The 20,364-nt window shown below is 64.5% G+C and carries 20 protein-coding genes; 12 read left to right on the forward strand and 8 right to left on the reverse strand.

Annotation, left to right across the window (positions count from 1 at the left end):
• Positions 1-17: 17 nt before the first annotated feature.
• The 7 genes from WN73_RS33980 to WN73_RS34010 all read right to left on the reverse strand — a co-directional run bounded on the left by WN73_RS33980 (position 18) and on the right by WN73_RS34010 (position 7,239).
• Complete coding sequence (locus WN73_RS33980) at positions 18-698, reverse strand: site-2 protease family protein (protein ID WP_060911616.1); 681 nt, start codon at positions 696-698, stop codon at positions 18-20.
• Between the two features lie 150 nt (positions 699-848).
• Positions 849-1,241, reverse strand: coding sequence for a GFA family protein (locus WN73_RS33985; RefSeq protein ID WP_011086688.1), 393 nt, complete (start codon positions 1,239-1,241; stop codon positions 849-851).
• Between the two features lies 1 nt (position 1,242).
• Positions 1,243-2,376: a serine hydrolase domain-containing protein gene (locus WN73_RS33990; protein WP_271556558.1), complete on the reverse strand. Its 1,134-nt coding sequence runs from the start codon at positions 2,374-2,376 to the stop codon at positions 1,243-1,245.
• Positions 2,377-2,445: 69 nt separating this feature from the next.
• The gene (locus tag WN73_RS33995) at positions 2,446-3,192 is read right to left on the reverse strand and encodes an SDR family NAD(P)-dependent oxidoreductase (protein ID WP_011086690.1); all 747 of its coding nucleotides are present in this window, start codon (positions 3,190-3,192) and stop codon (positions 2,446-2,448) included.
• Positions 3,193-3,316: 124 nt separating this feature from the next.
• Positions 3,317-4,048 carry an SDR family oxidoreductase gene (locus tag WN73_RS34000; protein WP_038966876.1) on the reverse strand — a complete coding sequence of 244 codons (732 nt, stop codon included), beginning with the start codon at positions 4,046-4,048 and terminating at the stop codon, positions 3,317-3,319.
• 138 nt (positions 4,049-4,186) lie between these two features.
• Entirely contained in the window at positions 4,187-6,016 is a 1,830-nt protein-coding gene (locus tag WN73_RS34005; protein WP_028170958.1) for an IlvD/Edd family dehydratase, read from the reverse strand.
• A gap of 122 nt (positions 6,017-6,138) precedes the next feature.
• Positions 6,139-7,239 (reverse strand): LacI family DNA-binding transcriptional regulator, encoded by a 1,101-nt coding sequence (locus tag WN73_RS34010; protein WP_271556564.1) that lies wholly within the window; start codon positions 7,237-7,239, stop codon positions 6,139-6,141.
• Between the two features lie 200 nt (positions 7,240-7,439).
• On the opposite strand from WN73_RS34010, the gene WN73_RS34015 reads away from it, so the two are divergent.
• From WN73_RS34015 to WN73_RS34070, 12 genes are all read left to right on the forward strand, one after another.
• On the forward strand, positions 7,440-8,507 hold the full coding sequence (locus tag WN73_RS34015; RefSeq protein ID WP_011086694.1) for an ABC transporter ATP-binding protein: 1,068 nt from the start codon (positions 7,440-7,442) through the stop codon (positions 8,505-8,507).
• Positions 8,508-8,566: 59 nt separating this feature from the next.
• A complete protein-coding gene (locus WN73_RS34020) occupies positions 8,567-9,886 on the forward strand; it encodes an ABC transporter substrate-binding protein (RefSeq protein ID WP_011086695.1) in 1,320 nt (439 codons plus the stop codon).
• Between the two features lie 64 nt (positions 9,887-9,950).
• Complete coding sequence (locus WN73_RS34025; RefSeq protein WP_028170961.1) at positions 9,951-10,907, forward strand: carbohydrate ABC transporter permease; 957 nt, start codon at positions 9,951-9,953, stop codon at positions 10,905-10,907.
• Positions 10,900-11,823, forward strand: coding sequence for a carbohydrate ABC transporter permease (locus tag WN73_RS34030; RefSeq protein ID WP_011086697.1), 924 nt, complete (start codon positions 10,900-10,902; stop codon positions 11,821-11,823). Before WN73_RS34025 ends, WN73_RS34030 begins: the two co-directional genes overlap by 8 nt.
• A gap of 65 nt (positions 11,824-11,888) precedes the next feature.
• Entirely contained in the window at positions 11,889-12,875 is a 987-nt protein-coding gene (gene denD, locus WN73_RS34035; protein WP_028170962.1) for a D-erythronate dehydrogenase, read from the forward strand.
• A gap of 29 nt (positions 12,876-12,904) precedes the next feature.
• Entirely contained in the window at positions 12,905-13,897 is a 993-nt protein-coding gene (locus tag WN73_RS34040; protein ID WP_271556813.1) for a sugar kinase, read from the forward strand.
• Between the two features lie 13 nt (positions 13,898-13,910).
• The gene (eda, locus tag WN73_RS34045) at positions 13,911-14,561 is read left to right on the forward strand and encodes a bifunctional 4-hydroxy-2-oxoglutarate aldolase/2-dehydro-3-deoxy-phosphogluconate aldolase (RefSeq protein ID WP_038966878.1); all 651 of its coding nucleotides are present in this window, start codon (positions 13,911-13,913) and stop codon (positions 14,559-14,561) included.
• A gap of 62 nt (positions 14,562-14,623) precedes the next feature.
• Positions 14,624-15,793, forward strand: coding sequence for an acetyl-CoA acetyltransferase (locus tag WN73_RS34050; protein ID WP_011086701.1), 1,170 nt, complete (start codon positions 14,624-14,626; stop codon positions 15,791-15,793).
• A gap of 120 nt (positions 15,794-15,913) precedes the next feature.
• Entirely contained in the window at positions 15,914-16,120 is a 207-nt protein-coding gene (locus tag WN73_RS34055; RefSeq protein ID WP_011086702.1) for a hypothetical protein, read from the forward strand.
• Between the two features lie 118 nt (positions 16,121-16,238).
• Complete coding sequence (locus tag WN73_RS34060) at positions 16,239-17,438, forward strand: CaiB/BaiF CoA transferase family protein (RefSeq protein WP_271556573.1); 1,200 nt, start codon at positions 16,239-16,241, stop codon at positions 17,436-17,438.
• A gap of 164 nt (positions 17,439-17,602) precedes the next feature.
• Entirely contained in the window at positions 17,603-18,739 is a 1,137-nt protein-coding gene (locus WN73_RS34065; RefSeq protein WP_271556575.1) for a thiolase family protein, read from the forward strand.
• Complete coding sequence (locus WN73_RS34070) at positions 18,736-19,095, forward strand: Zn-ribbon domain-containing OB-fold protein (RefSeq protein WP_271556577.1); 360 nt, start codon at positions 18,736-18,738, stop codon at positions 19,093-19,095. The genes WN73_RS34065 and WN73_RS34070 overlap by 4 nt, the downstream gene beginning before the upstream one ends.
• Before the next feature lie 456 nt (positions 19,096-19,551).
• On the opposite strand, the gene WN73_RS34075 is transcribed toward WN73_RS34070, so the two are convergent.
• Complete coding sequence (locus tag WN73_RS34075; RefSeq protein ID WP_271556579.1) at positions 19,552-20,298, reverse strand: FadR/GntR family transcriptional regulator; 747 nt, start codon at positions 20,296-20,298, stop codon at positions 19,552-19,554.
• Positions 20,299-20,364: the final 66 nt, after the last annotated feature.

Raw genomic sequence — 20,364 nt, forward strand, 5'->3', positions numbered from 1 at the left:
CGGGTGTCGTAGTTCAACTACGCGTTGCCGGTCAGGAAGAGAACAGCCTGAATCACATAACCGGTCAACGTTCGCAGTATTGCTGAAATAACATCAAGATTTAGACCGAACTGCGAGCCCGCGAGCGGCAGCAGGATCAACAGGCCGATCAGGATCAGCATACCGAACGGCTCCAGCCGGGCCAGCGGCAGGGCGAGCGGCCGTGGCAGCAGCCCGACCGCGACGCGCCCGCCGTCGAGCGGCGGGATCGGCATCATGTTGAACACGGCCAGGACGGCGTTAATCAGCAGCGCATTCTTGAGATTGTCGAAGATCCACTGCGCGGACCCCGCCGGCGCCAAGGGCAGGGCGTGGAGAGTGAGAGCCGCCGCCAGCGCCAGCAGGATGTTGGTCGCGGGCCCGGCCAGCGCCACCCAGACCATGTCGAGCCTGGGGTTGTTGAGCTTGCGGAAATTCACCGGCACCGGCTTGGCGTAGCCGAACAGGAATGGCGAATGCGCAAACAGCAGCATTGCCGGCAGGATCAGGGTACCGAAAGGGTCGATGTGGCGGAGCGGATTGAAGCTGACGCGGCCGAGCTGCCAGGCCGTGTTGTCGCCGAGCCGATGCGCGACGAAGGCGTGCGCCGCCTCGTGGAAGGTGATGGCGAGCACCAGCGGCAGCACCCACACCGAAAGGTCATAAAAGGAAATGTTCACGGCTCGTCCGTCCCGGTTTGCCTGCGGCCTTGCAGCCGTCCCAGCCAACCGGCGGTGCAGCAACGCTTCAGCTCAAGATAGGGTGGCCGGTTCCGAAATACCACGCCGCAAATGACCGGCGGACCGTCCCCGCCGTGCAGTCGTGCAAATTCATGCAGGAATCGTCGTCTGATATTGTATCAGGCCGTCGTCGAGCTTCAGCCAGGCGAGCTTTTCCGACACCCAGATGTGCTCGGTCGGCGCGAAGGCGTTGCGGTCGTCGAAGGTGGCGAGTGCTACACCGGCCAGCGTGCCGTTGCGTCGCCAGGCGAACAGGCGTGTGCCGCAGCGCTTGCAGAACACGCGGTCGATGTTCTCGGACGAGGCATAGCGCTCGGTCTCGCCCTCGACGGTCAGCGCACGCTGGTCGAATTGTGCGCGGGCGAAGTAGGGCGAGCCCATCGCCTTCTGGCACAAGCGGCAATGGCAGATGCGGACGTTGAGCGGCTCGCCCTCCGCCTTGAACCGCACCGCGCCGCACAGGCATCCACCTTCCCGGATCATGTCAGGCCACCCGCCATTCGCCGACCTGGCGCGCCATGCTCCAGTTGAGATTGTCGAGATCGCCATCCATGTTGGAATTCCCGCGTCTTGTGTTGGTGAAGGCTGCCCAGCAGAAGCCGCCATGGGTGCGCACGGCAATCGTGCTCGTGCCCGGCAGGCTGCCATTGTGCCACCAATTGTCTGACTTGTTGACACAGAAACCCTTGGCATAGTCCGGGCTGTAGCTGGGCGCGGTGGTCATGATCTCTATGGTGCGCGGCCGCAGGATGTTCGCGGGTCTCGTGTAACCGTCGACATGCATCAGGAACTGCACGAGATCCGCCGGCGTCGCGATCCAGCCGCCATGGGAATCCATCCGCCTCACTTTCATGTCGTAGGGATTTTCGCCCTGGCCGTAATAGGCGACCTCGCCGGTCTGGCGCTGCTCGCGCGTGTTGCCCGCGATGGTCATGTCGGTGACGCCGCAGCGCGCGAGCACATCGGTGCGGACGTGCTCGGCATAGGGCTGGCCGGTGAGCTTCTCGATCACGCGCCCGAGCACGCAATAGCCGAAATTGGAGTAGGCGTAGTGCTGGCCCGGCGGGCGGTCGAGCGGCCGGTTGGCCAGCGTCCAGGCGATCAGCTGCGCATGATCCATGTGCGGGTGCGTGAACATGGGATCGCGGTTGTCGTTGCTCCAGCCGCCGGCGGTGTGGGTCAGCAGATGCTCGAGCGTGATCTGGTCGATGCCGGCGGAATAGGGCGGCTGTCCGTAATCGGTGCCGAGCAACGCGCCCGGGCCGAACACGCGATCCGCCAGCTTGAGGCGGTTCTCCTCGATCAGGCGGAAGATCGTGACCGAGGTGATCATCTTGCTGACGCTGGCGATCCGGAACAGATGCCGCGGTGTTACGGCCTCGTTCCGCTCGATATCGGCAACACCGAAGGCGTCCTCATGGACAACAGTGCCGGCATAGCCGATAGCAACGGAGAGTGCCGGCACGCCGTACTTGTCCATGAAGCTGTGCGCGAGCCGTGCCATGGCGCCGCGCTCGGCGGGTGAGGGCGGGCGGATGTTCGGCGGGTTGGGCGAGAGTTGCGCGAACGTCGTCGACGACAGCAGCGGCAGCGCGCCTGCGCCCGCTGCGAGCTTCACGAAATCCCGACGCCCAAAATCCCGACAACCAAGCCGCATGGTCCGCCCCTTCCAGGGGCGGCCAATGCTTCAGTAGGTCGCCCGTCCACCGGAAATATCAAACACCGCGCCGGTGGAGAAGGCACAATCTTCGGATGCGAGCCAGCTCACCATCGCGGCGAGCTCTTCCACCTGCACGAAGCGCGCTTTCGGGATCTTCGACAGCATGAAGTCGATATGCTGCTGCGTCATCTGGTCGAAGATCGCGGTCTTCGCCGCCGCCGGCGTCACCGCATTGACGAGGATGTCGTGCGCGGCGAGCTCCTTGCCGAGCGACTTCGTCAGCGCGATCAGGCCGGCCTTGGACGCCGAATAGTGCGAGGCGTTCGGATTGCCTTCCTTGCCGGCGATCGAGGCGATGTTCACGATCCGCCCGTATTTCTGCTTGAGCATTTCCGGCACGATCGCCTTGCAGCAGATGAAGGGGCCGTCGAGGTTGATGCGCAGCACCTTGCGCCATTCCTCGAGGTCAGTCTCCCAGACCGGCTTGTTGACGCCTGCGATGCCGGCATTGTTGACCAGGATGTCGATCTTGCCGAAGGCGGCCAGCGTCGCATCGCGGGCCTGCTCGACGGCTGCGGTGTCGGTGACGTCGACCTTGAACACCCTGGTCTCGCCGCCGATCTCCTTTGCCGTCTTCTCGGCCAGCGCGGCGTCGAAATCCCAGATCGCGACCTTGGCGCCGGAGGCGGCGAAGCGCTGAACGATGGCGCGGCCAAAGCCCTGTGCGCCGCCGGTGACGATGGCGACGCGGCCGTTGAGGTCGATCTTGTTCATCGAAAAATCCCTCTATCTGTCCCTCACGGTGAGGAGCGCGCGCTTGGCGCGCGTCTCGACCCATGGAGCCCGTGGCCCGTCCCTCGAGACGGCGCTTGTCGCGCCTCCTCGGGACGAGACGTGATCAGAGCATGTAGCCGCCGTCGACGACGAGGTCGACGCCGGTGGTGAACGCGCTCTCGTCGCTGCCGAGATAGACCGCCATGGAGGCGATCTCGTCGGCGGTGCCGAGCCGGCCCATCTTCTGGCGGGAGATGAACATCTCCTTGCCCTGCGGTCCTTGCGCGGCGGCGCGGTCGAGCATCGAGGGCGTCTCAACGGTGCCCGGGCAGATGCTGTTGCAGCGGATGCCCTTGGTGATGAAGTCGAGCGCGACGGCGCGGGTCAGCAGCGACACCGCAGCCTTCGACGCGCTATAGACATAGCGGTTGGCGGGCGGCCGCAGCGCGGCGCAGGACGAGATGTTGACGATGCTGCCACCGCCGCCCGCGAGCATGTCCGGCAGGAAGGCCCTGATGGTCCGGTGCATCGACTTGACGTTGAGGTCGAACGAAAAGTCGAAATCCTCTTCCGAGCATTCCAGGATGGTGCCGTGGTGCACGAAGCCGGCCGCATTGAGCAGGATGTCGATCTTGCCGACGCGTTTTGCAAAAGCATTGACGTCGGCGGTGTTGCGCACGTCGAGCTTTGCGGTTTCGGCGATGCCTTCCTTGGCAAGGCCCGCGATGCCGCTCTCGTTGATGTCGGTCGCGATCACGGTCGCGCCTTCACGCGCGAATGCGATGGCGCATGCGCGCCCGATGCCTGCTGCCGCAGCCGTGATGACGGCGCGCTTTCCCTTGAGGCGGTCTGCCATTTTTTTGTTCTCCTTTGAATTTTTTGTCGTCATTCCGGGGCGCGCCTCTTGGCGCGAACCCGGAATCCATCGGGCCACAGCGTCGGTTGATCAATGGATTCCGGGCTCGCGACTTCGTCGCGCCCCGGAATGACAGTGTCAGTGATTATCCCGCGCCACTCCAAAGGTGCCGGCGACGTTCTGGTAGCGCGTGGCGAGCTCCATGCAGGCGCCGGTCGACTGCTGGCCGACGGTGTTGCGGTAGATCTCCTGCCACGGCGTCTGGTTCGGCGGATGCTTGAAGCCGCCATTGGCCTTGAGCTCGGCGTGGCGCTTCTTCAGCTCGTCGTCCGAGATCAGGATGTTGGCGCTGCCCTTGTTGAGGTCGATGCGGACCTTGTCGCCGGTCTTGAGGATCGCGAGGCCGCCATTGGCGGCCGCTTCCGGCGAGGCATTCAGGATCGACGGCGAGCCCGAGGTACCGGACTGGCGGCCGTCGCCGATGCAGGGCAGGGACAGGATGCCCCGTTTGATCAGCGCCGCCGGTGGCTGCATGTTCACGACCTCGGCGCCACCAGGATAGCCGATCGGGCCGGTGCCGCGGATGAACAGCACGCAGCGCTCGTCGATGTCGAGCGAGGCATCGTCGATCCGCGCGTGATAATCCTCCGGACCCTCGAACACGATGGCGCGGCCCTCGAAGGCGTTGAGATCCCCAGGCTTGCTGAGATAGCGGTCGCGGAATTCCTTGGAGATCACGCTGGTCTTCATGATCGCGGAATCGAACAGATTGCCCTTCAGCACCAGGAAGCCGGCGTCCTTCACCAGCGGCTTGTCGTAGGACCAGATCACGTCGTTGTCGGGCGTGGGCGCATTGGCGCAGTTCTCGCCGATGCCGCGACCGTTCACGGTGACCGCGTCTTCGTGGATGCGCTTGTGCTTCATCAGTTCGCGCACCACGGCCGGCACGCCGCCGGCGCGGTGGAATTCCTCGCCGAGATAGAAGCCGGCCGGCTGCATGTTGACCAGCAGCGGCACGTCGTGGCCGACCTTCTGCCAGTCGTCGATCGAGAGCTCGACGCCGATGTGGCGCGCCAGCGCGTTGATGTGGATCGGTGCGTTGGTCGAGCCGCCGATCGCCGAATTGATCACGATGCAGTTCTCGAACGCCTTGCGGGTCAGGATGTCCGAGGGCTTGAGGTCCTCCCAGACCATCTCGACGATGCGCTTTCCGGTCTCGTAGGCGATCTGGCCGCGCTCGCGATAGGGGGCGGGGATCGCCGCACAGCCCGGCAGCGAGAAGCCGAGCGCTTCGGCCAGCCCGTTCATGGTCGAGGCGGTGCCCATGGTGTTGCAATGGCCGACCGAGGGCGCCGAGGACGCCACGATCTCCATGAACTCTTCATAGTCGATCTCGCCGGCGGCAAGCCGCTCGCGCGACTTCCAGACGATGGTGCCGGAGCCGGTCCGTTCGCCGGCATGCCAGCCGTTCAGCATCGGGCCGCCCGACAGCACGATCGCGGGCAGGTTCACGGTCGCCGCCGCCATCATGCAGGCGGGCGTGGTCTTGTCGCAGCCGGTGGTCAGCACCACGCCGTCGAGCGGATAGCCGTAAAGGATTTCGACGAGGCCGAGATAGGCGAGGTTGCGGTCGAGCGCCGCGGTCGGGCGCTTGCCGGTCTCCTGTATGGGATGGGTCGGGAATTCCATCGCGATGCCGCCGGCCTCGCGGATGCCCTCGCGGACGCGGTGGGCGAGCTCGATATGGTGGCGGTTGCAAGGGGAGAGGTCGTTGCCGGTCTGGGCGATGCCGATGATCGGCTTGCCGGACTGCAGCTCGGCGCGGGTGAGGCCATAGTTCAGATAGCGCTCCATATAGAGCGCCGTCATGCCCGGGTTATGCGGGTTGTTGAACCATTCCTGCGAGCGAAGGTGGCGACGGGCGCCGTTACCGGCGGGCGCGTGCCCATTGGTTGGCTTTTTTGTCATTGGGTTCTCCTGCAATGCAAACGCACTGGCGTCGGTCTTGGGGTGTCGGCTTGTGCGATGCCCAGCGGCGCTAGCGATGACCTGCCTTCCCGCTGGCGGGTCGTTTCCTCACAAATCCGATACTAGTCATGGCTACTTGGTAACGCTACCATTTTGTTCGCAGTGCCCGCGCCTGATGTGGTCGGCCTGCCGTCTGAACGCCGCGCCGACGAGCTTTGCCGCTCGATCACCTTGAAGCCGAGATCGAGCACCGGCTGCTCCGGGCGCCGTCCGTCGATCGCCTCGATCAGCATGGTGGCGGCTGTCTTGCCCATCTCGTAGCGGTTGGTGCGCACGCTGGTCAGGGTGGGGACGGCGGAGGCCATGAATTCGAGGTCGTTGAAGCCGACGATCGCGATCTGCTCGGGGACGCCGATCTCGCGGCGCCGGCATTCGAACAGCACGCCGAGCGCGAGGTCGTCGTTGGCGCAGAACACCGCATCGAGGTCGGGCTCGCGTGCCAGGAGATCGGTGAACAGGGCGCCGCCGAGCGTCACCGACGTCGGCGTGGCGGTCGTGACGACGAGGCGTTGCTCGAACAGGGAGGCGTCCTTCATGGCCGAGACATATCCGTCCAGCCGCCGCTGCACCCGCGGGTCCATGCGCGCGCCGACGAATCCGATCTTGCGGTGACCTTGCGCGAACAGGTGGGCAACCGCCGCGCGTGCTGCCTCATAGTGGGAAAAGCCGATCATCATGTCGACCGGATTGGGCCCGATCTCCATGATCTGCACGATCGGACAGTCGGCCGCCTCCAGCATCGCGCGCGATTCCGCGGTCTGGTCGATGCCGGTGACGATCAGCCCGGCAGGCTTCTGCGCAAGAAACAGGCGCAGCAGCTTCTCCTCCTGGAGGATGCTGTAGCGTGTGTTGGACAGCTGGATCGAGTAACGGCCGCCTTCGGAGGCGTCATAGATGCCGCGCAGCACGTCGGAAAACACGTTGTTGGTCAGTGACGGAATCAAGACACCGATAACCTCGGTGCGTTGCGAGGCGAGCGCGCGTGCCGCCAGGTTCGGCACATAGCCGAGCTCCTTGGCCGCGCTCTCGACCCGCGTCCGCTTGGCGACTGAGAGCGCTTCGGGGTTACGGAAGAAGCGGGACGCCGTGATCGGGCTGACGCCGGCAAGCTCGGCGACTTCCGCCAGCCGGATTTTGCCTGACTTGGTGCGTTTTCGACCCATTGCTGCTCTTAACACAGTCACTGCCGCAAACAAAGGAACGTTGACAGCGCTACCAGCAACGACTAACCAAAGACAAATTGCCAAAACCGCACAAACTGCCGACAATGTCGCCTGTTAAGACCGGGCTTCGTTCGGCGAAGTTCAGAAAAAACAAGACGGTCGCGGCGCGAGGCGCCGTGGACTTTCGAGGAGGGAGCTAGATGTCGTCTGTGCAAATCCGCGACGTGCGGAAATCGTTCGGCAACTTTGAAGTCCTGCACGGCGTCTCGATCCCGATCGAGGACGGCCAGTTCGTCGTTCTGGTGGGCCCCTCCGGCTGCGGCAAGTCGACGCTTCTGCGCATGCTCGCAGGCCTCGAGAACATCACCTCCGGCACGATCTCGATCGGCGACCGCGTCGTCAATAATGTCCAGCCCAAGGAGCGGGACATTGCGATGGTGTTCCAGAACTACGCGCTCTATCCGCATATGACCGTTGGCGAGAATATGGGCTTCTCGCTGAAGCTGCGGAACGCGAGTTCCGACGAGATCAACAAGCGCGTCAAGCGCGCCGCCGAGATCCTCGCGCTGTCGCCGCTGCTCGAGCGCTATCCGCGCCAGCTCTCCGGCGGCCAGCGTCAGCGCGTCGCCATGGGCCGCGCCATCGTGCGCGATCCGCAGGTCTTCCTGTTCGACGAGCCCTTGTCGAACCTCGACGCCAAGTTGCGCGTCGCCATGCGCACCGAGATCAAGGAGCTGCACCAGCGGCTGAAGACCACGACCGTCTACGTCACCCACGACCAGATCGAGGCCATGACTATGGCCGACAAGATCGTCGTCATGCATGACGGCATCGTCGAGCAGATGGGCACGCCGCTCGAGCTCTACGACAAGCCTGAAAACCAGTTCGTCGCCGGCTTCATCGGCTCGCCGGCCATGAACTTCCTGAAGGGGCATGTCCGCGTCAACGGCACTGCGACCTTCGAAGGGCCGAACGGCGTCAAGCTGCCGCTCAGGAACGCGCCGGAGGGGGCCGACGGCCGTCCCGTGGTCTTTGGTGTCCGGCCCGAGCATTTCACCATCGCCGACGATGGCGCTGAGGCCGAGATCGTCGTGGTCGAGCCGACCGGCTCGGAAACCCAGGTCTTCGCCAAGCTCGGCGGCGAGCAGGTCGTCGCCGTTTTCCGCGAGCGTCACCAGTTCAACCCGGGCGACAAGGTCCGGCTGAGGCCCGATCCGTCGGTGGTTCACCTGTTCGACGAGGCCACGGGGAAACGGCTCAATGCGTAATGCAAGCTGAATAAGGCAGACTGCAAAAGACTACAAAAAAGCATCACAGGGAGGACGACATGCAAGACTTTACCCGCCGGGCTCTGCTCCAAGGCGGAACCGCGCTGGCTGCCACCGGCGCACTGACCGGGCCGGCACTGTTCGACTTCGCAAGGGCTTGGGCGGCGGACTCGCCGTGGAAGGCCGAGCCGGGCGCCAAGCTGACGGTGATGCGCTGGAAGCGTTTCGTGCCGCAGGAAGACGAAGCATTCAACGCCATGGTCGCGGCGTTCAAGACTGCGACCGGCACCGAGATGAACGTGTTCAGCGAGTCCTTCGAGGACGTGCAGCCGAAGGCATCGGTTGCCGCCAACACCGGCTCGGGTCTCGATCTGGCCTGGGGCCTGCACACGCTGCCGCAGCTGTTCCCGACCAAGGTCCTCAAGATGAACGACGTCGCCGATTATCTCGGCAAGAAGTACGGCGGATGGACCGATGCGGCAGCCAAGACCTGCAAGCTCGGTGACGACTGGTTGGGAATTCCGGTTGCGACCAACGGCGGCTACATGACGTACCGCAAGTCGGCGACGGACAAGGCGGGCTTCAAGGAATTCCCGAAGGACTTCCCCGGCTTCCTCGAGATGTGCAAGGCGCTGAAGGCAAACAACACGCCGGCCGGCTTTGCCCTCGGCCATGCCAGCGGCGACGGCAACTCATGGCTGCACTGGGTCCTCTGGGGCCACGGCGCTTACACGGTCGACCAGAACGACAAGGTCATCATCAATTCGCCGGAGACGGCGAAGGCGCTGGAGTATTGCAAGGCGCTTTACGAGACCTTCATCCCGGGCACGCCGTCGTGGAACGACTCCTCCAACAACAAGGCGTACCTGGCTGGCGAACTCTATTGTACGGCCAACGGCATCTCGATCTACGTGGGGGCCAAGACCGATCCGACCAAGAAGGAGCTGACTGAGGACACCTATCACGCCCTGTGGCCGGTGGGTCCGATCGGCAAGCCGACCGAATTGCAGCTTGCGCTGCCCATCCTCGCGTTCAACTTCACCAAATATCCGAACGCAGCGAAGGCCTTCATCGCCTTCATGCTGGAGAAGGAGAACTACGAGAAGTGGTTGAGCGGTGCGCAAGGCTATTTGACGCAGACCTTGAACGCCTATGAGACGGCCCCGGTCTGGACCGCGGATCCCAAGAACGCCGTGTTTGCGCAGGCGTCCAAGCGTACGTTGCCGGCCTCGGGCATCGGCACTGTGGGCGAGAAGGCGGCAACCGCAATCGCCGACTTCATCGTCGTCGACATGTTCGCCAACTATTGCACCGGCACCAAGGATGTGAAGGGCTCAATGGCGGAAGCCGAGCGCCAGTTGAAGCGCATCTATCGTTAACCGTCGCGGAGTGGGTGGTCTCGCCGGCCACCCACTCGTCAACACTCCGATCAGGGATCCGAGCATGGCCGATATCGCAGTTGCTCCCCGCGCCAAGCCGCAGATTCAAAAGGCACGCGCCTGGGACCAGCTCAAGCACAACCGCAACTGGCTCGGTTTCTGGTTCATGGTGCCGGCCATGGCATTCCTGATCTTCTTCCTGGCCTATCCGCTCGGGCTCGGGATCTGGCTGTCCTTCACCGATACCCGCATCGGCCGCGTCGGGCACTTCATCGGCACCGAGAACTACGAATGGCTCTGGGACGATTCCATCTTCTGGCTGTCGGTGTTCAACACGCTGCTCTACACCTTCGTCGCCAGCGCCGTTAAATTCGCGGTCGGGCTCTATCTCGCGCTGCTCCTGAACGAACACATGCCGTTCAAGGCGATGCTGCGCGCAGCCGTACTGATCCCGTTCATCGTGCCCACGGTGCTCTCCGCGCTGGCGTTCTGGTGGATATTCGACTCTCAGTTTTCCATCATCTCATGGTCGTTGCGGCATCTCGGGCTGATCAGCCAGAACATCAATTTCCTCGGGGATACCACCTGGGCGAGGATCTGCGTTATCTTCGCCAATATCTGGCGCGGAGTGCCGTTCGTGGCGATCACGCTGCTCGCCGGCCTGCAGACGGTATCGCCCTCGCTCTATGAAGCCGCGACCCTGGACGGCGCCACGCGCTGGCAGAATTTCCGCTTCATAACCTATCCGCTGCTGACGCCGATCATCGCCGTGGTGATGACTTTCTCGGTGCTGTTCACCTTCACCGACTTCCAGCTGATCTGGGCGATGACGCGCGGCGGCCCGGTCAACGCAACCCACCTGATGGCGACGCTGTCCTATCAGCGCGCGATCATCGCAGGGCAACTGGGCGAGGGCGCCGCGATCTCGAGCGCCATGATTCCATTCCTGCTTGCCGCGATCATGGTCTCGTGGTTCGGCCTCCAGCGTCGCAAGTGGCAACAGGGAGAAAGCAATGACTGATCTTCCTGCCTCGAAAGTCGATCTCAAGTCCGTGCTATCGACGCCGGCGCGCGCCGATAACAGCGAGGGCATGAGCTATCTCCAGTCCGTGCCGCGGCGCATGGTGACGCTCTATCTGCCGCTCACGATCATCGTCGTGGTCCTGCTGTTCCCGTTCTACTGGATGGCGCTGACTTCGGTGAAGCCGGACGAGCAGCTGCTCGATCTCGACAAGTTCAATCCGTTCTGGACCTGGAATCCGACCTTCAAGCACTTCTACAAGCTGCTGTTCGAGAGCTACTATCCGCATTGGCTCTGGAACACGATGTATGTGGCGATCTGCGCCACGGTGCTCTCGATCGTCGCATCGGTGTTTGCGGCCTACGCCATCGTGCGGCTGCGTTACAAGGGCGCCAATCTCGTCGGGGGGCTGATCTTCCTTGCCTATCTCGTGCCGCCTTCGATCCTGTTCATTCCGCTCGCCACCGTCGTGTATCAGTACGGCCTTTTCGACTCGCCGCTGGCGCTGATCCTGACCTATCCGACGATCCTGATCCCATTCTCGACCTGGCTGCTGATGGGCTATTTCAAGACCATCCCCTTCGAGCTCGAGGAATGCGCGCTGATCGACGGAGCGAGCCGCTGGCAGATCCTGATCAAGATCGTCGTGCCGCTCGCAATCCCCGGCCTCATCTCGGCCTTCATCTTCTGTTTCACGCTGTGCTGGAACGAGTTCATCTACGCACTGACCTTCCTGCAATCGACCAGCAACAAGACGGTGCCGGTCGCGATCGTCAACGAGTTCGTGGATGGTGACATCTACCGTTGGGGTTCGCTGATGGCGGGGGCGCTGGCAGGCTCGCTGCCGCTCGTCATCCTTTACGCCTTCTTCGTGGAGCATTATGTGTCGGCGATGACCGGCGCCGTGAAGGAATGATCGCGGGGCTTGCCGAGGGCGCGTCAGGAGCGGGGCGTTCCGGCCAATAAGAAGGAGTTAAGCTCTTGCACATTCTGGTTCTGGGCGCCGCCGGCATGGTCGGGCGTAAATTCTGTGAACGGCTGCTGCGCGACGGCCGGCTCGGCAAGAGCGAGATCACCAAGCTGACCATGCACGACGTGGTCGAGCCCAAGAAGCCGGAGAAGGCCGGTTTCCCGGTCGAGACGGTGTCGGGCGATTTCGCCGTGCCGGGCGCGGCCGAAAAGCTGATCGCCGGACGCCCGGATGCGATCTTCCATCTCGCCGCGATCGTGTCGGGCGAGGCCGAACTCGATTTCGACAAGGGCTACCGCATCAATCTCGACGGCACGCGAATGCTGCTCGACGCGATCCGCCTCGTCGGCGGCGGCTACAAGCCGCGCGTGGTGTTCACCTCGTCGATCGCGGTGTTCGGCGCCCCGTTCCCGGACGCGATCGGCGACGAGTTCTTCCACACCCCGCTGCTCAGCTACGGCACCCAGAAGGCGATCGGCGAGCTGCTGCTCGCCGACTATTCCCGCCGCGGCTTCCTCGATGGCATCGGCATCCGCCTGCCGACCATCTGCATCCGGCCCGGCCTGCCCAACAAGGCGGCATCGGGCTTCTTCTCCAACATCCTGCGTGAGCCGCTGGCCGGCAAGGAAGCGATCCTCCCGGTGTCCGAGGACGTCCGCCACTGGCACGCGACGCCGCGTTCGGCGGTCGGCTTCCTGCTCCACGCCGGCACCATGGACCTCGCCACCGTCGGCCCGCGCCGCAACCTGACCATGCCGGGCCTGTCGGCGACCGTCGGCGAGCAGATCGCCGCCTTGAAGCGCGTTGCCGGCGAAAAGGTCGCAGCCCGCATCAAGCGGGAGCCCGATCCCTTCATCGTCGGCATCGTCGGCGGCTGGCCGCGCAACTTCAACGCAAAGCGGTCGCTCGAGCTCGGCTTCACCACTGCCGAGAAGAATTTCGACGATATCATCCGCATTCACATCGAAGACGAGCTCGGCGGCAATTTCGTCGCCTGACGCAATCGATGAACAGCGTGGATCTGATGATGGCGAGCGTTGCTTGCATCGGCGAATGCATGGTCGAGCTCCGGCAGGCCCAAGGTGGACATTCCGCGGGACAATCTGCCGGACAGTCCGCCGGGCAGGGCGGCGGTCTCTATTCGCGCGGCTTCGGCGGTGACACCCTCAACACCGCGGTCTATCTGGCGCGGCTCGAGGTCAAGGTCGATTACCTCACCGCGCTCGGCGACGATGCCTTGAGTGATGAGATGATCGCGGCCTGGACCGCGGAGGGCGTCGGCACGCGGCGCGTCGTACGGTTGCCGGGCAAGCTGCCCGGCCTCTACATGATCCAGACGGATGCGAAGGGCGAGCGCCAGTTCTTCCACTGGCGCGACAGCGCGGCCGCGCGCCAGCTGATGAGCCTGCCGGAGACGGACGAGCTGCTCAACTCGCTGATGAGCTACGACATCGTCTATCTCTCCGCGATCACGCTCTCGATCTACGACGCCCCCGGCCGCGAGCGCCTGCTCGCGGCGATCAAGCGCGCCCGCCTGCTCGGTACCCGCTTCGTGTTCGACACCAATTTTCGCGCGCGGGGATGGCCCGATCGCGATGTCGCCCGCGAGGCCTTTGCCGCGGCGTTTGCGACCGCCGACATCGTGCTGACCTCGACCGAGGATCTGCTCGCGCTCTATCCGGGCGAGAGCCACGACCAGCTGATGGCGCGCATCCCGAGCCCCGAGCTGGTGTTCCGGCTGGCCGAGCCGGTCAGCCTGTTGCGCTTTCCGGGCGGGACCAGCGAGGTCCGTGCCGAGCCCATGACCAAGCCCGTGGTGGACACCACGGCCGCCGGCGACAGCTTTGCCGCGGCCTATATCGCAGCCCGGCTCGCCGGTTCCGAGCCGGTCGAGGCGGCCCAGGCCGGTCATCGCCTCGCCAGCCTCGTGATCTGCTATCCCGGCGCCATCATTCCGGGCTATGCCATGCCGCCGAAGAAGCGGCATCGGCCGGCGGCTACGCGCCAAGCGACCAAGTGAAACGAAGGCCAAGATGACCACGACTGCCCAACAGAACCAGCTCGTCGCGCTATTCAAGGCTGCGACCGTTATTCCCGTCCTCACCATCGAGCGCATCCAGGATGCTGTACCGCTGGCCCGTGCGCTGGTTGCGGGCGGCGTCCGCACGCTGGAGGTGACCCTGCGCACCCCCGTTGCGATCGAGGCGGCGAGGGCGATGATGGCCGAGGTACCCGAGGCGGTCGTCGGCATCGGCACGATTCTCAATCCGGCCGACTTCACCCGTGTGGAGAAGCTCGGCGTCGCGTTCGGCATCAGCCCGGGCCTGACCCCGGACCTGTTGAAGGCCGCCACCGATAGCTCGTTGCCGTTTGCGCCGGGCATTGCCACGGCGTCCGAACTGATGATGGCGCTGTCCTACGGCTTCGACGTTGCAAAATTCTTCCCGGCCGAGCAGGCCGGCGGCATCAAGGGCCTGCGCGCGCTCGGCGGGCCATTCCCCAACGTGCGGTTCTGCCCGACCGGCGGGGTGGGCGAGGCCAATGCGGCGACCTGGCTGGCGGAGCCCAACGTGGTCGCGGTCGGCGGATCCTGGCTGTGCCCGACCGCGGAGATCAGGGCGGGGAACTGGGCCGGCATAACTGCCATCTGCCAGCGCACCCTCAAGGCCCTGAAAGGCGCGTGAAGTCTTGCCATCCCTAGGCTAAGACATAGCTCAGGGGAGAGCGCTTCCAAGGAGAAAAGACCATGACTGCCAGCATCGTCGGATGGGCGCATACGCCGTTCGGCAAGTTTGACACCGAGACCGTCGAAAGCCTCGTCGTCCGCGTGGCCAATGAGGCGCTGGCGGATGCCGGCATTTCGGCCGGCGACGTCGACGAGATCGTGCTGGGTCATTTCAACGCCGGCTTCTCGCCGCAGGATTTCACCGCTTCCTTGGTGCTCCAGGCCGACCCGAAGCTGCGTTTCAAGCCGGCAACCCGCGTCGAGAACGCCTGTGCGACCGGCTCTGCCGCGGTGCACCAAGGCCTGCGCGCGATTGCCGCAGGTGCGGCCAGGATCGTGCTCGTCGTCGGCGTCGAGCAGATGACCCGCACGCCGGGGCCGGAGATCGGCAAGAACCTGCTCAAGGCGTCCTACCTGCCCGAGGACGGCGACACGGTGGGCGGCTTTGCCGGCGTGTTCGGCAAGATTGCCAGCTCCTACTTCCAGAAATACGGCGACCAGTCCGATGCGCTGGCGCTGATCGCGGCCAAGAACCACAAGAACGGCGTCGCCAATCCCTTCGCCCAGATGCGCAAGGATTTCGGCTTCGAGTTCTGCCGCGCCGAGAGCGAGAAGAACCCTTACGTCGCCGGCCCCCTGAAGCGCACCGATTGCTCGCTCGTCTCCGATGGCGCGGCGGCGCTGATCCTGGCCGACGCCGAGACCGCCAAGGGCATGAGCAAGTCGATCGGCTTCCGCGCCACCGCGCACGCCCAGGACTTCCTGCCGATGTCCAAGCGCGACATCCTCCAGTTCGAGGGCTGCACGGTCGCCTGGCAGCGGGCGCTGGAGAAGGCGGGCGTCGCGCTCACCGATCTCTCCTTCGTCGAGACCCATGACTGCTTCACCGTCGCCGAGCTGATCGAATACGAAGCGATGGGCCTGACGCCGAAGGGGCAGGGCGCCCGCGCCATCAAGGAAGGCTGGACCCTCAAGGACGGCAAGCTGCCGGTCAATCCGTCCGGCGGACTGAAGGCCAAGGGCCATCCGATCGGTGCCACCGGCGTTTCAATGCATGTGATGACCGCGATGCAGCTTGCGGGCCAGGCGCCCGAAGGCATGCAGCTCAAAAATGCAAAACTCGGCGGCATCTTCAACATGGGCGGTGCAGCGGTTGCCAACTACGTCTCCGTGCTGGAGCCGCTGAAGTAAGGCTTGTAGGGTGGGCAAAGGCGCGAAGCGCGGTGCCCACCTTCTTTCTTTATTGCGCTAGATCATGGTGGCCCCGCCCGGGCCCCTTAAAGCTCCTGATTGATTTGCAGGGAATGCATCATGAGCAATGACTACGAAGACTCGCTGTCGATGGACGCACTCAACGATCGCATCGCGATCCTCGAGGACAATATCAGGCAGCTCATCGAGCAGGCCGCGGCCGCTTCCGGCGAGCAGAACGAGTCGCGCATCGCGGACCGGATCAGCCAGCAGAACGAAGAGCTCGACCGGCTGCTGAAGATTCGGGAATCCCGCGAGAAGAAATAGCGGCCGCGCCACCACGCATGCAGCCATACGCCGGCCGCCCTTGCGCGCGCGGCGCCGCTGCCGTTAGCTGGACCGAAATCGCGGGCTGAGCCGATCCCGCGCAATCGGGAGCGAACGAATGGGGCCGCTGAAGGGCATCAAGGTCGTCGACATGACCACCGTGCTGATGGGGCCCTATGCGACCCAGATGCTCGGCGACTACGGTGCCGACGTGATCAAGGTGGAGTCGCTGGACGGCGACGTCACCCGCCTGATCGGCCCGATGCGCCACGCCGGCATGGGCCCGGTGTTTCTCAACACCAACCGCAGCAAGCGTTCGATCTGCCTCGATCTGAAGAAGCCTTCGGGGCGCGATGCCGTGCTGCGCCTGCTCCGGGACGCCGACGTTCTCGTCTACAACGTCCGCCCGCAGGCGATGGCGCGGCTCCAGCTCGGCTATGACGTCGTCTCGGAGATCAATCCGCGCCTCGTCTACGCCGGCGTGTTCGGCTTCGGCCAGGACGGGCCCTATGCGGCCAAACCCGCCTATGACGATCTGATCCAGGGGGCCACCGCGCTGCCGGCGCTGATGGCGCAGACGGGCGACGGCGTGCCGCGCTACGTGCCCAACGCGCTGGTCGACCGCATCGTCGGCCTCACTGCCGTCGGCGCGATCTGCGCCAGCCTCGTGCACCGCGACCGCACCGGGCGCGGCCAGCGCGTCGATATTCCGATGTTCGAGACCATGGCCGGCTTCGTCATGGGCGACCACATGGGCGGGCTCACCTTCGAGCCGCCGCTCGACAAGGGCGGCTATGCCCGCCACCTCTCGCGCGACCGCAGGCCCTACAAGACGTCGGACGGCTATCTCAGTGTCATCGTCTACAACGACAAGCAGTGGGAGAACTTCTTCAAGGCGACGGGTCGCGACGATCTGCGCGCCGACCCCAAATTCGCGACCTTTGCCGGCCGCGCCGGCAATATCGACGTCGTCTATGCCGAGCTCGCCCGCATCTTCGAGACGCGCACGACAGCCGAATGGATCGACCTGCTGACCAAGGCCGACGTGCCGGTCATGCCGATGCACGACCTTGCCTCGATGCTGCACGACGAGCATCTCGAGGCGACCGGCTTCTTCCCGGTCGTGAACCATCCGACCGAAGGCCCGATCCGCAGCATGAAGGTGACGGCGAGCTGGTCGGAGACCGAAGCAGAGACCATCAGGCTTGCGCCGCGTCTCAACGAGCACGGCGCGGAGATACTGAAGGAGATCGGTTATTCCGCCGAGGAGATCGCGGCCATGGTCCGTGACGGCGTGACGCGCTCCTCGCCGGAGTAGGGGGAAGAGATGGCGACAACTCTCTCATCCGTCATTCCGGGGCGCGACGAAGTCGCGAGCCCGAAATCCATAACCACCATCGGGAGTATGGATTCTCAGGTGCGCAATTGCGCACCGGAGCTCGCGCCTAACGTCGCGCCCCGGAATGACATCGGGGAGACACCATGAGCTTCATCACCGGCGTCGGCCTCACGCCCTTCGGCAAGCACCAAGGCTCGTCCTCGCTCGACCTGATGAGCAAGGCCGCGCAAGCCGCGCTCGACGATGCCGGGCTGAAGCGCACCGACATCGACGGCATCCTCTGCGGCTACTCCACCGTCTCCCCGCACATCATGCTCGCCACCGTCTTCGCCGAGCATTTCGGCATTCGCCCGTCCTACGCCCATGCCGTGCAGGTCGGCGGCGCAACGGGCCTCGCGATGACGATGCTCGCGCATCACCTGGTCGAGGCCGGAGTCGCAAAGCACGTTCTTGTCGTCGCCGGCGAAAACCGCCTCACCGGACAGAGCCGCGACGCTTCGATCCAGGCGCTGGCGCAGGTCGGCCATCCCGACTACGAGGTGCCGCTCGGCCCGACCATTCCCGCCTATTACGGCCTCGTTGCTAGCAGGTACATGCACGAATATGGCGTGAGCGAAGAGGACCTCGCTGAATTCGCGGTGCTGATGCGGGCCCACGCCTGCACCCATCCCGGCGCGCAATTCCGCGATCCCATCACGGTCGCCGACGTCATGGCCTCGAAGCCGGTGGCGATGCCGTTGAAGCTGCTCGACTGCTGTCCGGTGTCGGACGGCGGCGCGGCCTTCGTCATCAGCCGCGAGCGGACAGGCGAGGCCGGCGTGCGCATCCGCGGCTGCGCCCAGGCCCATACCCATCAGCACGTCACGGCCGCGCCCGGCTTGAGCGAGCTCGGCGCCGAAATCTCGATCGCACGCGCCAGGGAGGCCACCGGCCTTGCGATCTCCAACGTGCGCTACGCCGCGATCTACGACAGTTTTACGATCACGCTTGCGATGCTGCTGGAGGATCTCGGCCTCGCCGGCCGCGGTGAAGCGGCGGCCCGCGTACGCTCTGGCCATTATGGCCGCGACGGCGCGATGCCGCTCAACACCCATGGCGGTCTGCTCAGCTACGGCCATTGCGGCGTCGGCGGTGCGATGGCGCATCTGGTCGAGGCGCATTTGCAGATGACGGGGCGCGCGGCGAATCGCCAGGTGCGCGATGCCTCGATCGCGCTCCTGCACGGCGACGGCGGCGTGCTGTCGTCCCATGTCAGCATGTTCCTGGAGCGGGTGCGATGAGCGAGCGTCTGGCCGACTGGACCACGGGCGAACGGGCCATCACCTTTCAGACCTGCGGCGCATGCGGTCACGTGCAGTATTTCCATCGCGCCTTCTGCGCGGCCTGCGGTGCGTCCGGCCCATCCGAGCAGCGCGCCAGCGGCAAGGGCAGGGTCTATGCGACCTCGCTGGTCTGCCGCGCCGCCACGCCCGAGACGCGCGCGCACGTGCCCTACAACATCCTGCTGGTCGATTGTGCCGAGGGTTTTCGCATGATGGCCCACGGCGAGACCGACCTCGCCATCGGCGACGAGGTCAATGCGAGCTTCAAGCCGTTCGCCGGGAAGCTCGTGCCGTTCTTCACCAAAAGCAAATAGCGGGATTTCGTCATTCGGGGGCGGTCCGGAAGACCGAGCCTGGAACGGGTATTCTGGGCCTGGCCTGTGCGAGGGCCACCCCGGAACGACGAAAACTCTTACAACGCTTACAACTCTTACTAGCGCCCGTAGAACAAGATGCTGGCGATGACGAGCATCGCCGTCACCGCCAGCATATGCGCGAGCGCTCCCGAGGCCGCCCCCTTGGTGGCTTCCTTCATGCCTTTTCTCCCTAGACTTGGGCGTGACTCATCGTTGCGCGGCTAGCGCACCCGACGGCCAATTGTTTTTACTCGGAACACCCCTTGCGAGTACTCACCGCGATTTGTCCCCACGCGGCGAATATCGACTGTGCCAAGGTCGATCAGCAATGCGGCGGGATTTTGACTCGATAATGTTGCTCTTGCGGTCGCGCGGCACAGGGTTTGCGGAAACTTGCTTCAATCGCAAAAAGTTTCATCGGGCCTTCTTGGGAGAATTCGCGGGCACCTTGGTCGTGGCCATCGATCTGGCATTCGAAGCCTCCATCAGCGCATCCCTGATGTTGGTGAGGTGACGCGTCATCGCGAGGCTCGCCTTGCGCGGGTTCCGCGCTTGCACGGCTTCGAAGATGGCCTCGTGATCCCTGCGCCACATGGGACGGTAATCCTCCATCTGCATGTGGTTGTGAATCTCCTGCCAGATTCCCGACTCCGTCTGCGCGCGCCACAAGGAGTCGCTGATCGACACCAGCGCGCCGTTCCCCGTTGCTTCGGCCAGCACCATGTGGAAGCGGTGGTCCGACGTGTCGGCCTCGCGTCCCTGCGCGTGTTCCCAGCGCATCATGGCGAGCGCTTCGGCGAGCTGCGCGAAGGTGGCTTCGGTGCCGCGCTGCGCCGCGATCGCCGCGATCTGCGGCTCGATGAGCTGGCGCGCTTCCAGATTCTCGAACGGCCCGAAACCTTCGAGCGCGTGCACGTCGGGTGCTTCCTGACGACTGATCACATAGACGCCGCTGTTGCTGCGCACCTTCAGCATGCCGGCCATCGCCAGCGACAGGATGGCCTCGCGCACCGTCGGCCGCGACACGCCAAAGGTCTTCGCGAGATCGCGCTCTGCCGGCAGGCGCTGGCCGATCCGGTAACTCGCCTGGATCATCGCAGCAATGCGCCGGGCGACGATCTCGAAGCTGCGCTCAGGCTTGGACGGGGGATCGTGCAACATCTTCGTGCTCATCAGCTCTTTATTTGAGTTTGACAAGCTGCCGCGCGAAAGCCAAGCTGGTCAGAC

This window comes from Bradyrhizobium sp. CCBAU 45394 (genome assembly GCF_028128655.1).
In the GTDB taxonomy this organism is placed as follows: domain Bacteria; phylum Pseudomonadota; class Alphaproteobacteria; order Rhizobiales; family Xanthobacteraceae; genus Bradyrhizobium; species Bradyrhizobium diazoefficiens.